Here is a 17592-nt window from a genome sequence, read left to right as displayed (position 1 = left end):
CGGGTTGGCATTTATAACGTTTCTTTTTTTTCTGTTTTATCTTCTTCTGTTGCTGTTGTTTCTTCTTCTATATTTTCTTCCTCTTCCGTTTCATCTGCAAAAGGTTCCGGCCGTTGCGGTCCGTGATTTACGAAAACGAAAGCGCAGAGCGTTCCCATAATTCCTCCGCTAAGATGTCCTTCCCATGACATATTGGTAGGGGAGAAATAAGGAAACATATGCCATATAATTCCTCCATATAAAAAGGTAACAAGTAGAGAAATGGCAATGAGTGGCACATATTTGCGGAGAATGCCACTGAAAAAGAGGAAGAAAGCAAGACCATAGATCAGTCCGCTGGCACCGATGTGCCATCCCGGTTTTCCGATCAGAAAAGTAAGTAGTCCGCTTCCCAGCCAAATGAGAATAAAAATTTTATCGGCTATTCCTCGGTAAAAGTAAAAAAGACACCATGACAAGAAGAATAAAGGGATTGTATTTGCCAATAAATGACTGAATCCACTGTGTATCAGCGGATGGGTTAAAATGCCGGTCAGTCCCCGCTTCTCCATAGGATATACCCCCAAGCGAGAGAAGTCCCAGTCCATCCCAACTTCCATAATCTTGAGTATATAGAGAATAAAAATAAGAAACAAAGGCTTTGCTGCAGCCAGCATGATACGCTGAATATCTTGCTTCATGACATTCTTTTCTTTAGATATTTTACGCAATACTACGAATATTTGCACAAAATCTGAAAATAAAAAGCCTTTTTATTTTTGTTTTTATCTATAATTTGTACATTTGGGCGTTATACCCGTTGTATATGCTGTTACAGCCAATATATGCGGTATGTAACAATAAATAGATATACGATATAATGACCAATAATTAACCTTTAATAATGCACAACTATGAGTTATTTACGATTTGACAAGACCCTCATGACGAATCTGGAAGAATCTCTTCAAAGGGAAATCCTCCGGACGAACAAAGCAGGAGCTTATCATTGTACGACGATTGTTGATTGTAACACACGCAAATATCATGGCCTGTTGGTGATCCCAGTTCCCAATCTCGACGATGAAAATCATGTGCTGCTATCTTCTCTTGATGAAACGGTAATTCAACACGGTGCGGAGTTTAACTTGGGATTGCACAAATATCAGGGAAACAACTTTAGTCCTAACGGACACAAGTATATCCGCGAGTTTGACTGTGAGCATATCCCGGCAACAACTTACCGTGTCGGAGGTGTAATCCTCCGCAAAGAAAAAATCTTTGTACATCATGAAAATAGAATCCTGATTCGTTATACTTTACTTGATGCGCACTCGGCTACAACCCTGCGCTTCCGCCCGTTCCTCGCTTTCAGAAGTGTACGTGAGTACACTCACGAAAACCCACAGGCAAGCCGCGAGTATCAACTGGTGGAAAATGGTATAAAAACCTGTATGTATCCCGGTTATCCGGAACTTTATATGCAGTTGAATAAAAAGTGTGAGTTTCATTTCATGCCCGACTGGTATCGGGGGATTGAATACCCGAAAGAGCAGGAACGTGGGTACGACTTCAATGAAGACCTTTATGTTCCCGGCTATTTTGAAGTAGATATAAAGAAAGGAGAGAGTATTGTATTCTCTGCCGGAACTTCAGAAGTAACTCCTCGTAGACTGAAACAAACATTTGAGGCTGAAGTAGCTGATCGTACACCACGTGATAGCTTTTACCACTGTCTGAAAAATTCCGCTCATCAGTTCCATAACCAACAGGAAGACGAACATTATATTCTTGCCGGTTATCCGTGGTTTAAATGCCGTGCACGTGATATGTTTATCGCCTTACCTGGACTGACGCTTGCGCTTGATGAGATCGACCAGTTTGAGGATGTGATGAAAACGGCGGAAAAGGCGATTCGTAATTTTATTAATGAAGAACCTGTCGGATACAAGATTTATGAAATGGAGCATCCTGACGTTTTGCTTTGGGCTGTCTGGGCTATGCAGCAATATGCCAAAGAGACTTCCCGCGAACAATGCCGTCAGAAATATGGAGAGCTTTTGAAAGATATTATGGAGTTTATCCGTCAGCGAAGACATGAGAATCTCTTCTTGCATGACAACGGATTACTTTTTGCCAATGGTACGGACAAGGCGATTACATGGATGAACTCTACTGTGAACGGGCATCCGGTGATTCCTCGTACAGGATATATTGTTGAATTTAATGCGTTATGGTATAATGCGCTGCGTTTCATCGCTGATTTGGTGCGTGAAGGTGGTAATGTGTTCTTGGCAGATGAACTTGATGCACAGGCAGAAGTGACAGGAAAATCTTTTGTCGAGGTATTCCGTAATGAATATGGTTATTTGCTTGATTACGTAGACGGTAATATGATGGACTGGAGTGTACGTCCTAATATGATATTTACCGTAGCGTTTGATTATTCTCCTTTGGATCGTGCACAAAAGAAACAGGTGCTAGATATTGTAACCAAAGAGCTGCTCACTCCGAAAGGAATTCGTTCATTGAGTCCGAAGAGTGGTGGATATAATCCGAACTATGTAGGTCCGCAGATACAACGGGATTATGCTTATCATCAAGGAACCGCTTGGCCTTGGTTGATGGGATTCTATCTGGAAGCTTATCTTCGGATTTATAAGATGAGCGGGTTGTCATTCGTTGAACGTCAGCTGATTAGTTATGATGATGAGATGACAAACCACTGCGTTGGTTCCATTCCCGAGTTGTTTGATGGGAATCCGCCTTTCAAAGGACGTGGCGCAGTATCGTTCGCGATGAATGTAGCCGAAATACTGCGTGTCTTAAAGCTACTGTCTAAGTATTATTAAAAAAGGAGGAACGAAGATGAAAGTTTTAATGTTTGGATGGGAATTCCCTCCCAAAATATATGGTGGTCTTGCGGTTGCTTCTTATGGAATAACTAAAGGATTGAGTCTGCAGGGTGATATGGAAACGATTTTCTGTATGCCTAAACCTTGCGGCGAAGAAGAAAAGTTCTTGAAAATAATCGGTATGAATCAAGTACCCATCGTGTGGCGTGATGTCCACTATGACTACTTGAAATCCCGTTTGTTGGAAATGACACCGGAAGAATATTATTCTTTCCGCGATCATATTTATGCCGATTTTTCTTATATGCATGTGAATGATTTAGGATGTATGGAATTTGCAGGTGGTTATCCCGGGAATTTGCACGAAGAAATTAATAATTTCTCGATCATTGCCGGAGTAGTAGCCCGTCAGCAGGAGTTTGATATCATTCATGCGCACGATTGGCTGACTTACCCTGCCGGAGTACATGCTAAAATGGTTAGCGGAAAGCCGCTTTGCATCCATGTGCACGCTACGGATTTTGACCGTTCTCGTGGCAAAGTCAATCCTACTGTTTATTCGATTGAGAAGAATGGTATGGATCATGCCGATTGTATCATGTGCGTATCCGAGCTTACCCGTCGCACTGTTATTAACGAGTATCATCAGGACCCCAGAAAGGTATTTGCAATGCATAATGCTGTTTATCCATTGTCGCAGGAACTGTTGGATATTCCGCGTCCCGATCACTCAAAAGAAAAGGTGGTCACTTTCCTCGGACGTATTACGATGCAGAAAGGGCCGGAATATTTTGTAGAAGCTGCTGCGCTTGTATTGCAGCGCACTCGTAATATTCGTTTTGTAATGGCGGGGTCGGGTGATATGTTGAATGCCATGATTAACTTGGTTGCTGAACGTGGTATTGCCGATCGATTCCACTTTCCGGGCTTCATGAAAGGCAGGCAGGTATATGAGGTTTATAAGAACAGTGATGTATTTGTCATGCCGTCTGTCTCTGAACCTTTCGGTATCGCTCCGCTGGAAGCTATGCAGTGTGGAACACCTTCCATCATTTCTAAGCAGTCTGGATGTGGCGAGATTCTTGATAAGGTGATAAAAACTGACTACTGGGATATTCATGCAATGGCTGACGCTATCCATTCTTTGTGTACCAATCCGTCTCTTTTCGAATATCTCAAAGAAGAGGGAAAGAAGGAAGTGGATGGGATTACGTGGGAAAAAGTCGGCTTGAGAATCCGTGCTCTCTACGAGTCTGTGTTAAGAAACTATGGTAAATAACAAAACAATAAATAAAAATGAGAACTATCTGTCTTTATTTTGAAATACATCAAATTATCCATTTGAAACGTTATCGTTTCTTCGATATTGGTAATGACCATTATTATTATGATGATTATGCCAACGAAACGGGTATGAATGAGGTCGCTGAACGTTCGTATATTCCTGCTCTCAATACGTTGATTGAGATGGCGAAAAACTCGGGTGGTGCTTTTAAAGTAGCGCTTTCTATCTCGGGAGTAGCCTTGGAACAATTGGAAATTCATGCTCCGGCAGTCATTGATTTATTGCATCAGTTAAATGAAACTGGTTGTTGTGAGTTCTTATGTGAACCTTATTCACATGGTTTGTCTTCACTGGCTAACGAGGATTGCTTCCGTGAAGAAGTAATTCGTCAACGTGATAAGATGAAACAGATGTTTGGCAAAGAACCGAAAGTGTTCCGCAATTCCAGTCTGATTTATTCAGATGAGATAGGTGGATTGGTAGCTTCTATGGGCTTTAAGGGGATGTTGACGGAAGGTGCTAAACATGTGTTGGGATGGAAGAGCCCGCATTATGTTTATCACTGTAATCAAGCTCCAAGCCTTAAGCTCTTGTTACGGGATTTTAAACTCTCTGACGACATCAGTTTGCGTTTTTCTAATTCGGAGTGGGCGGAATATCCTTTGTTTGCTGATAAATATATCAATTGGATTGATGCATTACCACAAGAAGAACAAGTCATCAATATCTTTATGGAATTGAGTGCACTTGGTATGGCTCAACCGTTATCTTCTAATATTCTTGAATTCATGAAGGCACTGCCCGAATGTGCAAAAGCTAAGGGAATCACGTTCTCTACGCCGACGGAAATCGTAACGAAGCTGAAATCAGTGTCGCAGCTTGATGTTGCATATCCAATGTCATGGGTGGATGAAGAAAGAGATACTAGTTGTTGGCTGGGTAATGTCATGCAACGTGAGGCTTTCAATAAACTGTATAGTGTAGCTGAACGTGTTCATTTATGTGATGACCGTCGTATTAAGCAGGATTGGGATTACTTGCAGGCCAGCAATAACTTCCGTTTTATGACAACGAAGAACAATGGTATGTGGTTGAACCGTGGTATCTATGATTCTCCTTATGATGCTTTCACCAACTATATGAATATTTTGGGTGACTTTATCAAACGGGTAGATGCATTATATCCTGCCGATGTAGACAGTGAAGAACTAAATTCTTTGTTGACTACCATTAAGAATCAGGGGGATGAGATTACTGAATTGGAAAAGATATTGGCTAAATTACAGGCAAAAGTAGAAGCGGCAAAGAAAACGGCAGTTAAAAAGGCCACTAATGCTAAAGAGCCGGTAGTGAAAGAGGCCCCTGCTACTAAATCAAAACCTACTGCAAAGAAAGCTGAAGTAAAGAAAGCAACAGCCGAGCCGAAGAAGGCTACAGGGAAAGCTAAGAAGGTTACAGCTAAATAAAAAGTATAAGGTTTATTATATGGAACCGTGAGTGAGATAAAATCAAACTCGCGGTTTTTTTATAGTAGGAATTGGGGATTGTAATGAATGTCTTTACAATATAAAGAGTGAAATTATCTTTGGAGGCTTCCTCTGAAGAATCTATAAAAAGAATGGCACAGATTACATTAGTAGAGTAATCTGTGCCATTCTTTTTATAGATTCTTTTATTTATCTTCTATTTCGATTTTGTTCCGAAGTTAGTAGAAACAACTTCAAGTTTTAGTAAATACTCTGGATATAAAGGGTTGCCTTGAACATCTTGTATACTTCCTTTACTGCCTCCTTTTAAACGTGCATAACCAGGTTTTAAATCATGCTGTATACTAATAATATTATTGGAACCATAGTAACTATTATTTGAAGAGGAGTCTTTGGTCACAAGTACTGGGATAAGTACGAATTTATTCCATTCACTTAACTTTTCCCAATCTATAATATTATTAACAAGCTCATCTTTACTATTTCCTTCCGAGTCAGTTATTTTAATTGTTATAGATCCCTTTTCACGTATTTCCTTCTCTGCTTTTTCTCTATCTGATAAACAATCATTTATCATTTGAGTGATATTATTGAATGTATATTGAGTAAAGCTGGTTGTGGTAGGAGTAAATAGAGATGAAGTTATGCCATCACTTAGTTGGTTGTCTTTGAAGAAACTGTCTTTGTACTTTTTGCGTATCAATAAAACGTTACTAGGGGTAGACATTCCAAACTTCTTATCATTGGTTTCGTTATAGATCGGTATTCCTAACTTTACAGCATTTAGTGTATCACCTTGGAGTTTTTCCGCTATTTGACTAACAGGAATGGTTACCTGAGTGAATATTCCTGCTGGACTCTTTAGATATGTCCAAGTATCTTCATCAATACATTTTTGAATAGCATCCTTGTCATTATCTAATTGATTGGCTTGGATAACTTCACGAGTAGTAGCAAAAGTCCGATAGCCATAATAAGTGGAGTCTTTATATTCTGTGTCTCCCTCTTCTAATACTTTCTTTTTCAATTTAACACCTGTAAGTGTGTCAACTGCATAGCATTTATACACTACATTCATTTGAGCTTGGTCTATGTAAAGTACTGTACCGTCACCATAGTCACTCTTTACATAAATGCCTTTGAAGATATTTCTGAATGTTGCATTATCAAAATTGATACCAAATTTGTTAGCTTCTTGTATAATCTTTGTACCTATTTCTATTGCAGCATCCTGTTTAAAAGAAACATGTACGCTAGGTACATATGTACTGAGTTTGCGGATAGAATCTTTGACAGATAAATCAACTGCTGTATAGGCTTTAGTTCCCAATAGGTTTTTCGGATTGTAAAATTTTTCAGGATCAATATCTGTATAATACGCATTTTCCTGATTGAGCTCTTCTTCAGCCTCTCCTAATTCATAAACACTTAAACGACAGGCTGTTAATGAATCTCCAAAATAGCTGCTATACCATAGGTAAAGTTCAATTGTATGGATGTTACCAATGATTTTATCTTTATCATCACGTATGAAAGTGACGTCTTTATTATCTTCATTATCGTCCCCTACCATTATTTGAGTAGCTTTCCCTTTGCTGTCTAAAGCTGTCCCATTGTATACTCCAGGGAATGTCATTCCTTCAGGACAATTTAGTTGCGCCAAGAAACCTGCTTGATAAGTTCCGAATGTTTCATCTGTGAACTTACCTATATAACCAACATTGGTCATTGCATATATCTTACCGGCATGAACGGATTCTGTAGTCACATCAAATGTAGATAGCTTTCCATTGATATTCTGGTCGCTTCCCGGAAACATTCCCAATCCCAGTCCGGCAGTGTTGTCATCACAACCCCAAAAGGTGATTGCCAGTAAAGCTATTAAGGCGTATTTTGCTTTCATGATCGTCGTATCTTGATTTTTTTATTCTTCTTCGTTTGCAGTAGCATCCCATACCTGATCGTAGAACTCGTTACAAGCATCTGCATAGTTTTCCGGTTGCTGGTAGTCAAGTACCAATTTGCCAGATTGGCGGGCATATTCAATAATAGACTCGTCTACTTTTTCGCTGTTTTGTATGACTCCATCCGAATAGTCAACGGCGAGTTTGCAAAGAGTAGCATAGTCTACCGGTTCTTTCAAGTCACCTAAATCTTTTTTGGAAATGCCTTTCAGCATCAGTTTGGCTGCGAAATCGTCGCTAAGTGTATTCTTGAAGTCATCTTCATAAACAGAGAATACCACTTTGGCATCGCGGAAAGAAGGTTCGTCTTTATAGGCTTTCTTAATATAAAGAGGAGCTAAAGCTGTCATCCAGCCATGACAGTGAATGACATCAGGACACCAGCGAAGTTTTTTCACTGTTTCCAATACACCGCGCGCATAGAAAATGGCACGGCTATCGTTATCATCATATTCCACACCATTTTCATCCGATGTTTGCATACGATTCTGGAAATAATCATCATTATCGATGAAATATACCTGCATGCGTGCGGATTGGATAGAAGCAACTTTTATAATCAAGGGGTGGTCAGTATCATCAATGATCAGGTTCATACCAGAGAGGCGGATCACTTCGTGCAGCTGGTTTCTGCGCTCATTGATATTTCCCCATTTAGGCATAAAGGTTCTGATTTCACGGCCTTTTTCTTGTATCGCCTGTGGAAGGTTTCTACCTATATTGGCCATTTCGGATTCTGAAACGTAAGGTGTAATCTCTTGAGTAATAAATAAAACTTTATTTGCCTTTGTCATAATAACAATAGTTCACTATAATATTCTGCAAAGATACGAAAAAAAAGACACATTAAATAAGATATTCTTTCTTTATGTGGCAAATATTAGTTTATTTTGCAGAGTTTTTGCAAACGAGTAAAACATAAACCAATTGACGAAAATGAAAGTAGTGCACACTATCAAGGACTTACAGGCAGAATTGACTGTCTTGAGAGCCCAAGGTAAAAAGGTGGGACTGGTTCCTACAATGGGTGCTTTACATGCGGGACATGCATCTCTGGTAAAGCGCAGCGTAAGTGAGAATGGTGTAACTGTTGTGAGTGTTTTTGTGAATCCCACACAGTTTAACGATAAAAACGATTTGGAGAAATATCCGCGTACGTTGGATGCAGATTGCCGTTTGTTGGAAGAATGCGGAGCGGATTTCGCTTTTGCTCCTTCGGTAAGCGAAATGTATCCAGAACCGGATACCCGTCAATTTAGCTATTCACCATTGGATACGGTGATGGAAGGTGCTTTCCGTCCGGGTCATTTTAACGGTGTTTGCCAGATTGTCAGCAAACTGTTTGATGCCGTACAGCCGGACCGTGCATATTTCGGAGAGAAGGATTTTCAGCAGTTAGCAATTATTCGTGAGATGGTTCGACAATTGAAATATAACCTTGAAATTGTAGGTTGTTCAATTGTGCGTGAGGAAGATGGACTGGCATTGAGTAGCCGGAATAAACGTTTATCTGCGGAAGAACGTGAAAATGCTTTAAATATTTCCCGGACCTTATTTAAAAGTCGTAACTTTGCAGCCACTCACACAGTGAGCGAAACGCAAAAGATGGTAGAAGATGCGATTGAAGCTGCTCCGGGTTTGCTCATGGAGTATTTTGAGATCGTAGACGGAAACACATTGCAGAAAATTAGTAATTGGGAGGATACTTCCTATGCAGTAGGATGCATCACTGTATTCTGTGGAGAAGTCCGACTGATTGATAACATTAAATATAAAGAATAACTAAAAAGACGAAACCTTATGATGATTGAAGTGTTGAAGTCGAAAATTCATTGTGCACGTGTCACAGAGGCAAATCTGAACTACATGGGTAGTATCACGATTGATGAAGATCTGCTGGACGCTGCAAACATGATTCCGGGAGAGAAAGTGTATATTGCTGATAATAACAACGGCGAACGCTTTGAAACTTACATTATCAAAGGTGAGCGCGGTTCAGGTAAAATTTGTCTGAACGGTGCTGCTGCACGCAAGGTGCAACCGGATGATATTGTTATAATCATGTCTTATGCATTGATGGATTTTGAGGAAGCCAAGTCATTCAAACCGGCTGTAATCTTCCCCGATCCTGCGACGAACAAAGTGGTAAAGTAGAGAAAGTATCTTTGATATTTGAAATAAGAAAAGCCCCGTCTACAAAATGTAAACGGGGCTTTTCTTATTTTATTTTTATACCGGGGATGAGCGATGTTTCAGCCGTATGTGAGTTGGCTTTAGCTACCTGTTGGTCAACTTCCGAACACATATCGGATGTGTTTATTTCATGTGCTAGAGAAGTTCATCCCGGGTGTTAGCAAACGGCAATTACTTGCCGGCGTTTGCCTTCAATTGCTCATTCATGGCGGCAGCGGCTTTGCGACCATCACCCATCGCCAGAATAACAGTGGCCCCACCGCGGACGATGTCACCGCCTGCATAAATCATAGGGATGGAAGATTCCATGTTGTCATCTACAGTGATAGTTCCTTTTCGTCCTAGTTCCAGTCCTTTGATAGAGCTCGGAACAATTGGGTTAGGGGATACTCCGACACTGACTATTGCCAAGTCGATATCAATTGTTTCTGTTGCTCCCGGGATGGCTATAGGACTACGACGTCCGGAAGCATCCGGTTCGCCTAACTCCATCTTTTGCAAAATAACCTGTTTTACGCAACCTTGTTCGTCAGCAATATACTCGATCGGATTATGTAGCGTGAGGAATTCAACTCCTTCTTCTTTGGCATGTTTTACTTCTTCGATACGTGCAGGCATTTCCTCTTCCGAACGACGATAGATAATCATAGCACGCTCTGCACCAAGACGTTTGGCAGTACGAACAGAGTCCATCGCTGTATTACCACCACCGATTACTGCCACGTTTTTACCGAAAGCTACCGGAGTGTCCGAATCTTCACTGGCAGCGTCCATCAGATTAACGCGAGTGAGGTATTCGTTGGACGACATGATATTGATAGAATTCTCTCCCGGGATATTCATAAAGTTAGGCAGTCCGGCGCCGGAAGCCACGAATATTCCTTTGAAACCTTCAGCTTTCAAATCCTCTACGCCGATCGTTTTTCCTACGATACAGTCTTTGATGAAGTTGACACCCATTTTGCTCAGGTTGTCGATTTCTACGTCTACAATCTTGTTTGGCAAACGGAATTCGGGAATACCGTATTTTAATACACCGCCAATCTCATGCAGTGCTTCGAATACAGTTACATCATATCCATATTTAGCCATATCACCGGCAAATGCCAACCCTGCAGGTCCCGAACCGATTACAGCTATTTTGATACCGTTCTTCTCTGCAATGACAGGTACGGAGATTTGCCCGCTTTCACGTTCGTAATCAGCGGCAAAACGTTCCAGATAACCGATAGCGACGGGCTTTTCATTCATTTTTAAATGAATACATTTTGATTCGCACTGTTTTTCCTGTGGGCACACACGACCACAAACAGCTGGAAGTGCGCTTGTTTCTTTCAGTGTTTTGGCAGCCTCAAGAAACTCTCCGCGTTCGATATTCTTAATGAAGCGGGGAATGTCAATACCTACCGGACAGCCTTCCATACATCCCGGATTAGCACAGTCAAGACAACGTTTAGCTTCTGTAACAGCCTGTTCGGCTGTTAATCCTTGATTGACTTCCTCTTTACGGCTGTGTGAACGATATTCAGCGTCAAGCTCATTCATTTCTACACGGGGAATGGCTGTACGTTCTTTCGGTTTCATTGATTTGCGTAATTCCTGTCTCCAGGCTGCATTACGGCTTTTTTCGTCGATTTCTTTGGTTGCTTCACATTCTGGTTGAAGTTTATGCATTTCTTCGCGCTCAATATTTTTGAACGCGCCCATACGTTTCAGCATTTCATCAAAATTCACTTGGTGACCGTCGAATTCAGGACCGTCTACACAAACGAATTTAGTCTTTCCTCCCACAGTGATACGGCAAGCACCACACATTCCTGTTCCATCTACCATGATGGTGTTCAATGAAACATCAGTCGGAATTTCATATTTCTTTGTCAGCAAGCAAACGAATTTCATCATGATGGCAGGACCGATAGCGAAGCATTTGTCCACTTTCTCACGTTTGATAACTTCTTCTACGCCTTCCGTTACCAGACCTTTACGACCGTAAGAACCGTCATCAGTCATGATAATTACTTCGTCAGAGCTTTCACGCATTTCTTTTTCCAAAATAATCAGGTCTTTGTTACGTCCGGCCAATACAGTGATAACACGGTTGCCGGCTGCTTTCAAAGCCTGTACGATAGGAAGCATCGGAGCTACGCCTACACCACCACCGGCGCAGACTACTGTTCCGAATTTCTCTATGTGGGTAGCTTGTCCAAGTGGGCCTACTACATCGGTAATATAATCGCCTTCATTCAGTTCACAGAGACGGGTAGAAGAAAGCCCGACTTCTTGCACTACCAAAGTAATGGTGCCTTTTTTGAGGTCAGAACCTGCGATAGTCAAAGGCATACGTTCTCCTTTTTCACCTACACGCACGATGACAAAGTGTCCGGCTTTACGGGATTTAGCAATCAAAGGAGCTTCAATTTCAAATTTGAATACTTTTTCAGAAAAGCGTTCCTTGCTAATGATTTTGTTCATTATCTAATTAATTTGTTGTTTTTATTACGTAACTGCTACCAGAATGATATAAATATTGGCAAAGATACAGCTAATTTGCGAAATATAAAAGAAAAGCCACTCTTTTGATGAGTGGCTCTCTGTATCTGGATAATTTTCTTAGTCTATGATGTCGAAGCCGCAGTACGGAACTAATGCTTTCGGAATTCTGATACCTTCCGGAGTTTGATTGTTTTCGAGCAGGGCAGCAACAATACGTGGCAATGCTAATGCTGAACCGTTCAGTGTGTGGCAGAGTTCGGTTTTCTTTTCTGCATTACGGTAACGACATTTCAGGCGGTTGGCTTGGTAAGTGTCGAAATTGGATACAGAACTTACTTCCAACCAGCGTTTCTGTGCTTCTGAATATACTTCGAAGTCGAAGCAAAGAGCAGCGGTGAAACTCATATCTCCACCGCAAAGACGGAGGATACGATAGGGGAGTTCCAGTTTCTGCAAAAGTCCTTCTACATGGTCAAGCATTTCCTGGTGAGATTGTTTGGAGTGCTCCGGCTTGTCGATACGAACTAGTTCCACTTTGGAGAATTCGTGCAGGCGATTCAGACCACGCACATCTTTACCATAAGAACCTGCTTCGCGACGGAAACATTGTGTATAAGCACAATTCATTATAGGTAATTGTTTCTCTTCCAGAATGACATCACGGTAGATGTTAGTAACGGGAACTTCCGCTGTCGGGATCAGGTATAAATCATCTACTTCGCAATGATACATCTGTCCTTCTTTGTCCGGAAGCTGTCCAGTGCCATAGCCGGAAGCAGCGTTGACTACTGTCGGCGGCATGATTTCGGTATATCCGGATTTGCGTGCTTCATCCAGGAAGAAGTTGATAAGGGCGCGTTGAAGTTGTGCGCCTTTACCTTTGTATACAGGGAAACCCGCACCTGTGATTTTTACGCCCAGGTCGAAGTCTATTAAATCATATTTTTTTGCCAGTTCCCAGTGGGGGAGTGCATCTTTAGGAAGTTCGGTTTCCATACCTCCCATTTTCTCTACGATGTTATCTTCGGCACCTACGCCTTCCGGTACGCTGTCATAAGGAATGTTGGGGATGGTATAAAGTATATTCTGCATATCAGTTGCAGCCTGTGTCATAGCAGCGTCCAGTTCTTTGTTACCTTCTTTTAGTTCGGCAACGCGGGCACGTGCAGTTTCAGCTTCCTCTTTTTTGCCTTCTTTCATCAGTTGACCGATGGTGCGCGAAAGTGAGTTAACCTCTGCCAGGTTTTTATCTAATTCATTTTGTGTGCTACGTCTCTTGTTGTTAAGAGCGATCACCTGATCGATCGTTTCCTTTGCATTCTTGAAATGCTTCTTTTCCAGTCCGCGGAGTACCGCCTCTGTGTTCTCTGTAATTTGTTTAATGGTAAGCATATCTATACTTTTTATGAACTTTCTTATTTTAAGGTTACAAAGATAAGGAAAAAAGGAATAATCAAGCAAATATCTGGGTTATATATAATACATATCTGAGTTATATATTGGGATATAAAAAGAAAGGAGATGCAATCCTGTGGATCGCATCTCCTTGTCTTGAATATTTTCAGTTTGGATAATTATGCTTCTGTTGCAGGAACGATAGAAACATATCTTCTATCTTCTTTACCTACTTTGAAACTAACTGTTCCGTCTACTAAAGCGAAAAGAGTGTGGTCTTTACCCATTCCGATGTTTTCACCCGGGTGGAATTCAGTACCTCTTTGACGAACGATGATGTTACCTGCTTTGCAAGCTTCGCCACCAAATATCTTAACGCCTAATCTCTTGCTCTGTGATTCGCGGCCGTTCTTAGAACTACCGACACCTTTCTTATGTGCCATTTCTTCTTACTTTTTAATTGATTAAGCTACTACTTCTGTAATTGTTAATTCAGTGAACTGTTGACGGTGACCGTTCAGTTTTCTGTATCCTTTTCTTCTTTTCTTGTGGAAAACAAGAACTTTGTCGCCTTTAACCAAGTTTGAAACAACCTGGCAAACAACTTTAGCGCCTTCTACGGTAGGAGCGCCTACTGTAACGTTTCCGTCTTTGTCTACCAAAAGAACTTTTTCAAATTCTACTGTTGAACCGTTTTCTGCACCTTCGATGTGGTGAACGAACAACTTTTGACCAGCTTCTGCCTTAAACTGCTGACCGTTAATTTCTACAATTGCGTACATCTTATATATTAATGTATAAGTTAGCTCCGGCGGGTGGTCTTTAATCACTTAAAGAACTCTTTATCGAACCCGTTGCGGAATAATCGGGCACAAAAGTACTATTTTTATTTGTTCCCGACAAATATTTCTTTTGTTTTTTGCAAGAGATAAAATGATTACAGCAAATAAATGAGCATTTTAACTCTCATTGTAGTCTATTGAACCAACTCTCCCAAATTCTGCATAATGATTTTGTGTGGATAAATGCGAAGCTCCTCGGCTGTTGTCATTCCGTTCAATACGCCTGCAAAATCTACTCCCGCATTCCGGGCTGTTTCAGCATCTACGGTGCTATCTCCAATATACAATGTTTCTTCGGGCGTACTTCCGAGATGTGCCAGGGCAAATAGTACCCCTTCCGGTGAAGGTTTCGGCGCTTTTACATCTTCTCCTCCCACTACGATGTCGAGAAAATCCTTTGGCAGATATTCTTCCAGATAACTCAATATCCGGAAACGATACTTGGTAGAGATAATTCCGACGCGGGCACCCCGTTTCTTCAATTCTTTCAGTGTAGATAATGTATCGGGGAAAAGACGGGTATTTGCATTCATGTGTACATCAGCTTCCAGTCTGTATTCTTGCCGGAAAGATTCTAACTGTTTCGGGTCGGTAATTCCGGTGAGGATACTGAATGATTCTTCCAGTGTTTTGCCGATCGTACGTTTGATAGCTTCATCGGTAACGGTTAAATACTGATGCCGGGTAAGCACAATTCTGAAACACTTAACGATACCACGCGACGAATCGGCTAATGTATAGTCGAAATCGAATAAATAGGTTTTGTAGTTCATTGGGGAAAACTTTTCCGCAAAAGTACTAAATACTTTTCTTATTTCACAGGTTCTACTGTGTATCCTTGGCTTTTTAGTAACTTTAATAATCCTTTTTCTCCGGGGAGGTGCAGGGCGCCTACCGCAACAAAAGTCGGAGCGGTTTTCATAATAGCCGGTAGTTTTTCAGCCCATGCTTTATTACGGTTGTAAATCATGGCATCTTCTTCGCTGGGAAGTGCGTCGCATTGATTGCCTTTGCGCTCTTCGCTGATTTTGAACATAGTGTTCAAATCCTGTTTCATGTAAGCGTTCGTGAGCTTTTTCAGGTTTTCTACTTCAGCTTCTATATTATTAAGAGTGCACATGAGTAGCTGCGCTTGTCGTTGTAGTGAACTACCGTTGAAAAGCAGGTTGAATTGGAATTCGGCAGTTTCCAGTCCGTCCACTTTTTTCCCGTTTTGAGTGGCTTGGCTTTGAAAGAACGTGTCGAGTTGCTCTTGCGGGTTAAATTTTCCTACGTGTTTTACGTAAGCCATTACTACTACATTATTCAAAAGGAAGGCAGGTTTTAGCTTCGGAGCCATATTTAAGTCTACCATCAGGTTTTCTTTGCAGAATTTGTTAGCAGTTTCAAAGTCTTCCGGAGAAAGGAGAGAGGTTAGTGTGGTATCACTTTCGATCATCATTGCTTTTTGCATCTTTCCCATTGTGGCAGGCGACTGCATTTCAGACATTTTCAGCTCTCCATACACCTGTTGCGTTTCATTCATCGCTTTGGGAAGTCCGGCAATGCTGTCCATGATGCTGAAGGGTGCCAGGTGATGAGTGCCTATGATGTAGGAAGGTTGGGTCAGCCCGTTACCGGACACTTTCCATAAAAGTTGTGCATTGGCACTGAATGCCACACAGATAAATATAACTGCTCCGATGAATGATTTCATAATTTTATGTCATTAGAAGTTGATAATTAACGTATTCTGCCTCCGCTTATCCAGTTTTTGGCATAATAACTCTCGTTCAAGTTGCTGACGATAACTCCTTTACTGGTACTGGAATGAATGAACTTTCCGTTTTTCAGATAAATACCCACATGAGCTACTTTCTTTTTTGAACGGCTACTGGTAAAGAATACCAGGTCGCCTTCCCGAAGATTCCGTTTAGCGACCTTATTGCTTTCTTTTTTCAAGTCTTCTGTATTGCGTGGCACTTGAATGCGGTATACCTTTCGATACATTTGATAAACCAGCCCCGAACAGTCAGCTCCTCGTTTAGAATCACCCCCACCACGGTAAGGAACCCCTATCCAGTCGGCTGCTTCAAGATAGAGCTTATGGTTATCTTCCAGGTTAACATCTACGCCTAATAAAATAGAAGCTCGTGCCAATGCTTGATAGTCCAGTCGGGGAGCGGAAGTGCGACAGGCACTGAGGCTGACAACCAGTCCTAATAAAAGGATGCATTGCAGGAAGTATCTCTTCTTTCTATCAGGTTTCTTTATACTAGGCTTATGGGTACCAGACTTATCTGTTATATATCTCATTATAATTAGTTTATGCAATAATTTTAGCAAGGATGAATACTTACTATTCATTATTTTATCATTCACTATTTACCATTTATTCTTCTTCTACATTAAAATAATCCTCCAGTTCTTTTTCTGCGGAGTTATCTTCATTGATAATATCCCGGATAATGACACCGTGTTCTAGTAAAGCGATCCGTGGACATACATCTACGGTATGATTGAGGTTGTGGCTGGATATGATAACCGTAGCTTGATGTTCCTCATTGTATTTCTTAAGCAGATGTTTGATGATTGACTGGGAACTTGGATCGAGGAAATTGAACGGTTCATCCAGAATTAATAATTGCGGATAATGAAGCATGGCGGAGATAATTCCGATCTTTTGCTTGTTACCGGCAGAGTAGTTGCGAATTAGTTTTTTATGTCCGATCACTTCTCCACTCATAAAGCGTTCGAAAGGGACAAGGCGTTCGTCTACTTCTTCTTTCTTGAGTCCATACATTTTTCCGATGAAATAGAAATATTCTTCCGGTGTGAGATAATCAATCAGGAAGCCATCATCGATGAAAGCACCTGTAATGCTTTTCCAATCTTCACTTTGGCTGACATCAATATCATTAATAATCACTTTTCCATCGTCTGCTTTTAGCAGATCCAACATCAATCGGAAAAGAGTTGTTTTACCGGCACCATTGTTACCCACCAATCCGAGCATGTCGCCTTGATTGATTTCGTAATGTTCTATGTCTACGGCAACCTTTTCACCGAAATTCTTTTTAAGTTTATCAATGGTAATCATGATCTTCAATGTTTATATAG

At 41.1% G+C, this 17592-nt stretch carries 16 protein-coding genes; 5 read left to right on the top strand and 11 right to left on the bottom strand.

All coding sequences use genetic code 11. From position 1 onward, the window contains the following. Positions 1-11 precede the first annotated feature (11 nt). Entirely contained in the window at positions 12-680 is a 669-nt protein-coding gene (locus I2I04_RS10710; protein ID WP_195655001.1) for a rhomboid family intramembrane serine protease, read from the bottom strand. 213 nt (positions 681-893) lie between these two features. Between I2I04_RS10710 and I2I04_RS10705 the strand changes: the two genes are divergently transcribed. From I2I04_RS10705 to I2I04_RS10695, 3 genes are read left to right on the top strand one after another with little or no spacing between them, the layout of a single operon-like run. Beyond that, a complete protein-coding gene (locus tag I2I04_RS10705; protein ID WP_143258100.1) occupies positions 894-2831 on the top strand; it encodes a glycogen debranching enzyme N-terminal domain-containing protein in 1938 nt (645 codons plus the stop codon). Positions 2832-2847: 16 nt separating this feature from the next. Next, on the top strand, positions 2848-4113 hold the full coding sequence (locus tag I2I04_RS10700) for a glycosyltransferase (RefSeq protein ID WP_143258101.1): 1266 nt from the start codon (positions 2848-2850) through the stop codon (positions 4111-4113). Positions 4114-4130: 17 nt separating this feature from the next. Continuing rightward, the gene (locus I2I04_RS10695; protein WP_195655000.1) at positions 4131-5585 is read left to right on the top strand and encodes an alpha-amylase; all 1455 of its coding nucleotides are present in this window, start codon (positions 4131-4133) and stop codon (positions 5583-5585) included. A 217-nt stretch (positions 5586-5802) separates the two neighbouring features. Here the strand turns inward: I2I04_RS10695 and I2I04_RS10690 are convergent, their stop codons facing one another. Together I2I04_RS10690 and I2I04_RS10685 are read right to left on the bottom strand one after the other, a co-directional pair. Further along, positions 5803-7509, bottom strand: coding sequence for a DUF4270 domain-containing protein (locus tag I2I04_RS10690; protein WP_195654999.1), 1707 nt, complete (start codon positions 7507-7509; stop codon positions 5803-5805). 21 nt (positions 7510-7530) lie between these two features. Then, entirely contained in the window at positions 7531-8364 is an 834-nt protein-coding gene (locus I2I04_RS10685; protein WP_143258104.1) for a glycogen/starch synthase, read from the bottom strand. 142 nt (positions 8365-8506) lie between these two features. Here I2I04_RS10685 and panC point away from each other — a divergent pair, with 142 nt between their 5' ends. Next, entirely contained in the window at positions 8507-9352 is an 846-nt protein-coding gene (gene panC / locus I2I04_RS10680; protein WP_143258105.1) for a pantoate--beta-alanine ligase, read from the top strand. A gap of 18 nt (positions 9353-9370) precedes the next feature. Continuing rightward, a complete protein-coding gene (gene panD / locus I2I04_RS10675; protein ID WP_004301789.1) occupies positions 9371-9724 on the top strand; it encodes an aspartate 1-decarboxylase in 354 nt (117 codons plus the stop codon). Positions 9725-9934: 210 nt separating this feature from the next. Here panD and I2I04_RS10670 read toward each other — a convergent pair whose 3' ends face one another. The 8 genes from I2I04_RS10670 to I2I04_RS10635 all read right to left on the bottom strand — a co-directional run bounded on the left by I2I04_RS10670 (position 9935) and on the right by I2I04_RS10635 (position 17572). Next, a complete protein-coding gene (locus I2I04_RS10670; protein ID WP_143258106.1) occupies positions 9935-12235 on the bottom strand; it encodes a bifunctional dihydroorotate dehydrogenase B NAD binding subunit/NADPH-dependent glutamate synthase in 2301 nt (766 codons plus the stop codon). A gap of 138 nt (positions 12236-12373) precedes the next feature. After that, positions 12374-13648 (bottom strand): serine--tRNA ligase, encoded by a 1275-nt coding sequence (gene serS / locus I2I04_RS10665; RefSeq protein WP_195654998.1) that lies wholly within the window; start codon positions 13646-13648, stop codon positions 12374-12376. 182 nt (positions 13649-13830) lie between these two features. Then, the gene (gene rpmA, locus I2I04_RS10660; RefSeq protein WP_117810523.1) at positions 13831-14094 is read right to left on the bottom strand and encodes a 50S ribosomal protein L27; all 264 of its coding nucleotides are present in this window, start codon (positions 14092-14094) and stop codon (positions 13831-13833) included. Positions 14095-14115: 21 nt separating this feature from the next. Next, a complete protein-coding gene (rplU, locus tag I2I04_RS10655; protein WP_044657262.1) occupies positions 14116-14433 on the bottom strand; it encodes a 50S ribosomal protein L21 in 318 nt (105 codons plus the stop codon). Positions 14434-14627: 194 nt separating this feature from the next. After that, positions 14628-15266: an HAD-IA family hydrolase gene (locus tag I2I04_RS10650; RefSeq protein WP_143258108.1), complete on the bottom strand. Its 639-nt coding sequence runs from the start codon at positions 15264-15266 to the stop codon at positions 14628-14630. 38 nt (positions 15267-15304) lie between these two features. Further along, entirely contained in the window at positions 15305-16189 is an 885-nt protein-coding gene (locus I2I04_RS10645; protein WP_195471756.1) for a TraB/GumN family protein, read from the bottom strand. Between the two features lie 26 nt (positions 16190-16215). Continuing rightward, complete coding sequence (locus I2I04_RS10640; protein ID WP_195654997.1) at positions 16216-16839, bottom strand: C40 family peptidase; 624 nt, start codon at positions 16837-16839, stop codon at positions 16216-16218. 25 nt (positions 16840-16864) lie between these two features. Further along, on the bottom strand, positions 16865-17572 hold the full coding sequence (locus tag I2I04_RS10635; protein ID WP_009039683.1) for an ABC transporter ATP-binding protein: 708 nt from the start codon (positions 17570-17572) through the stop codon (positions 16865-16867). Positions 17573-17592 lie beyond the last annotated feature (20 nt).

It is taken from the genome of Bacteroides sp. 1001136B_160425_E2 (assembly GCF_015559655.1).
Classification (GTDB): Bacteria; Bacteroidota; Bacteroidia; order Bacteroidales; family Bacteroidaceae; genus Bacteroides; species Bacteroides luhongzhouii.
This window is presented reverse-complemented; position numbering and strand designations above follow the sequence as displayed.

Coding starts and splice junctions, on each gene's coding strand:
- I2I04_RS10710 (WP_195655001.1), bottom strand. CDS start 680: ATGAAGCAAGATATTCAGCGTATCATGCTGGCTGCAGCAAAGCCTTTG.
- I2I04_RS10705 (WP_143258100.1), top strand. CDS start 894: ATGAGTTATTTACGATTTGACAAGACCCTCATGACGAATCTGGAAGAA.
- I2I04_RS10700 (WP_143258101.1), top strand. CDS start 2,848: ATGAAAGTTTTAATGTTTGGATGGGAATTCCCTCCCAAAATATATGGT.
- I2I04_RS10695 (WP_195655000.1), top strand. CDS start 4,131: ATGAGAACTATCTGTCTTTATTTTGAAATACATCAAATTATCCATTTG.
- I2I04_RS10690 (WP_195654999.1), bottom strand. CDS start 7,509: ATGAAAGCAAAATACGCCTTAATAGCTTTACTGGCAATCACCTTTTGG.
- I2I04_RS10685 (WP_143258104.1), bottom strand. CDS start 8,364: ATGACAAAGGCAAATAAAGTTTTATTTATTACTCAAGAGATTACACCT.
- panC (WP_143258105.1), top strand. CDS start 8,507: ATGAAAGTAGTGCACACTATCAAGGACTTACAGGCAGAATTGACTGTC.
- panD (WP_004301789.1), top strand. CDS start 9,371: ATGATGATTGAAGTGTTGAAGTCGAAAATTCATTGTGCACGTGTCACA.
- I2I04_RS10670 (WP_143258106.1), bottom strand. CDS start 12,235: ATGAACAAAATCATTAGCAAGGAACGCTTTTCTGAAAAAGTATTCAAA.
- serS (WP_195654998.1), bottom strand. CDS start 13,648: ATGCTTACCATTAAACAAATTACAGAGAACACAGAGGCGGTACTCCGC.
- rpmA (WP_117810523.1), bottom strand. CDS start 14,094: ATGGCACATAAGAAAGGTGTCGGTAGTTCTAAGAACGGCCGCGAATCA.
- rplU (WP_044657262.1), bottom strand. CDS start 14,433: ATGTACGCAATTGTAGAAATTAACGGTCAGCAGTTTAAGGCAGAAGCT.
- I2I04_RS10650 (WP_143258108.1), bottom strand. CDS start 15,266: ATGAACTACAAAACCTATTTATTCGATTTCGACTATACATTAGCCGAT.
- I2I04_RS10645 (WP_195471756.1), bottom strand. CDS start 16,189: ATGAAATCATTCATCGGAGCAGTTATATTTATCTGTGTGGCATTCAGT.
- I2I04_RS10640 (WP_195654997.1), bottom strand. CDS start 16,839: ATGAATAGTAAGTATTCATCCTTGCTAAAATTATTGCATAAACTAATT.
- I2I04_RS10635 (WP_009039683.1), bottom strand. CDS start 17,572: ATGATTACCATTGATAAACTTAAAAAGAATTTCGGTGAAAAGGTTGCC.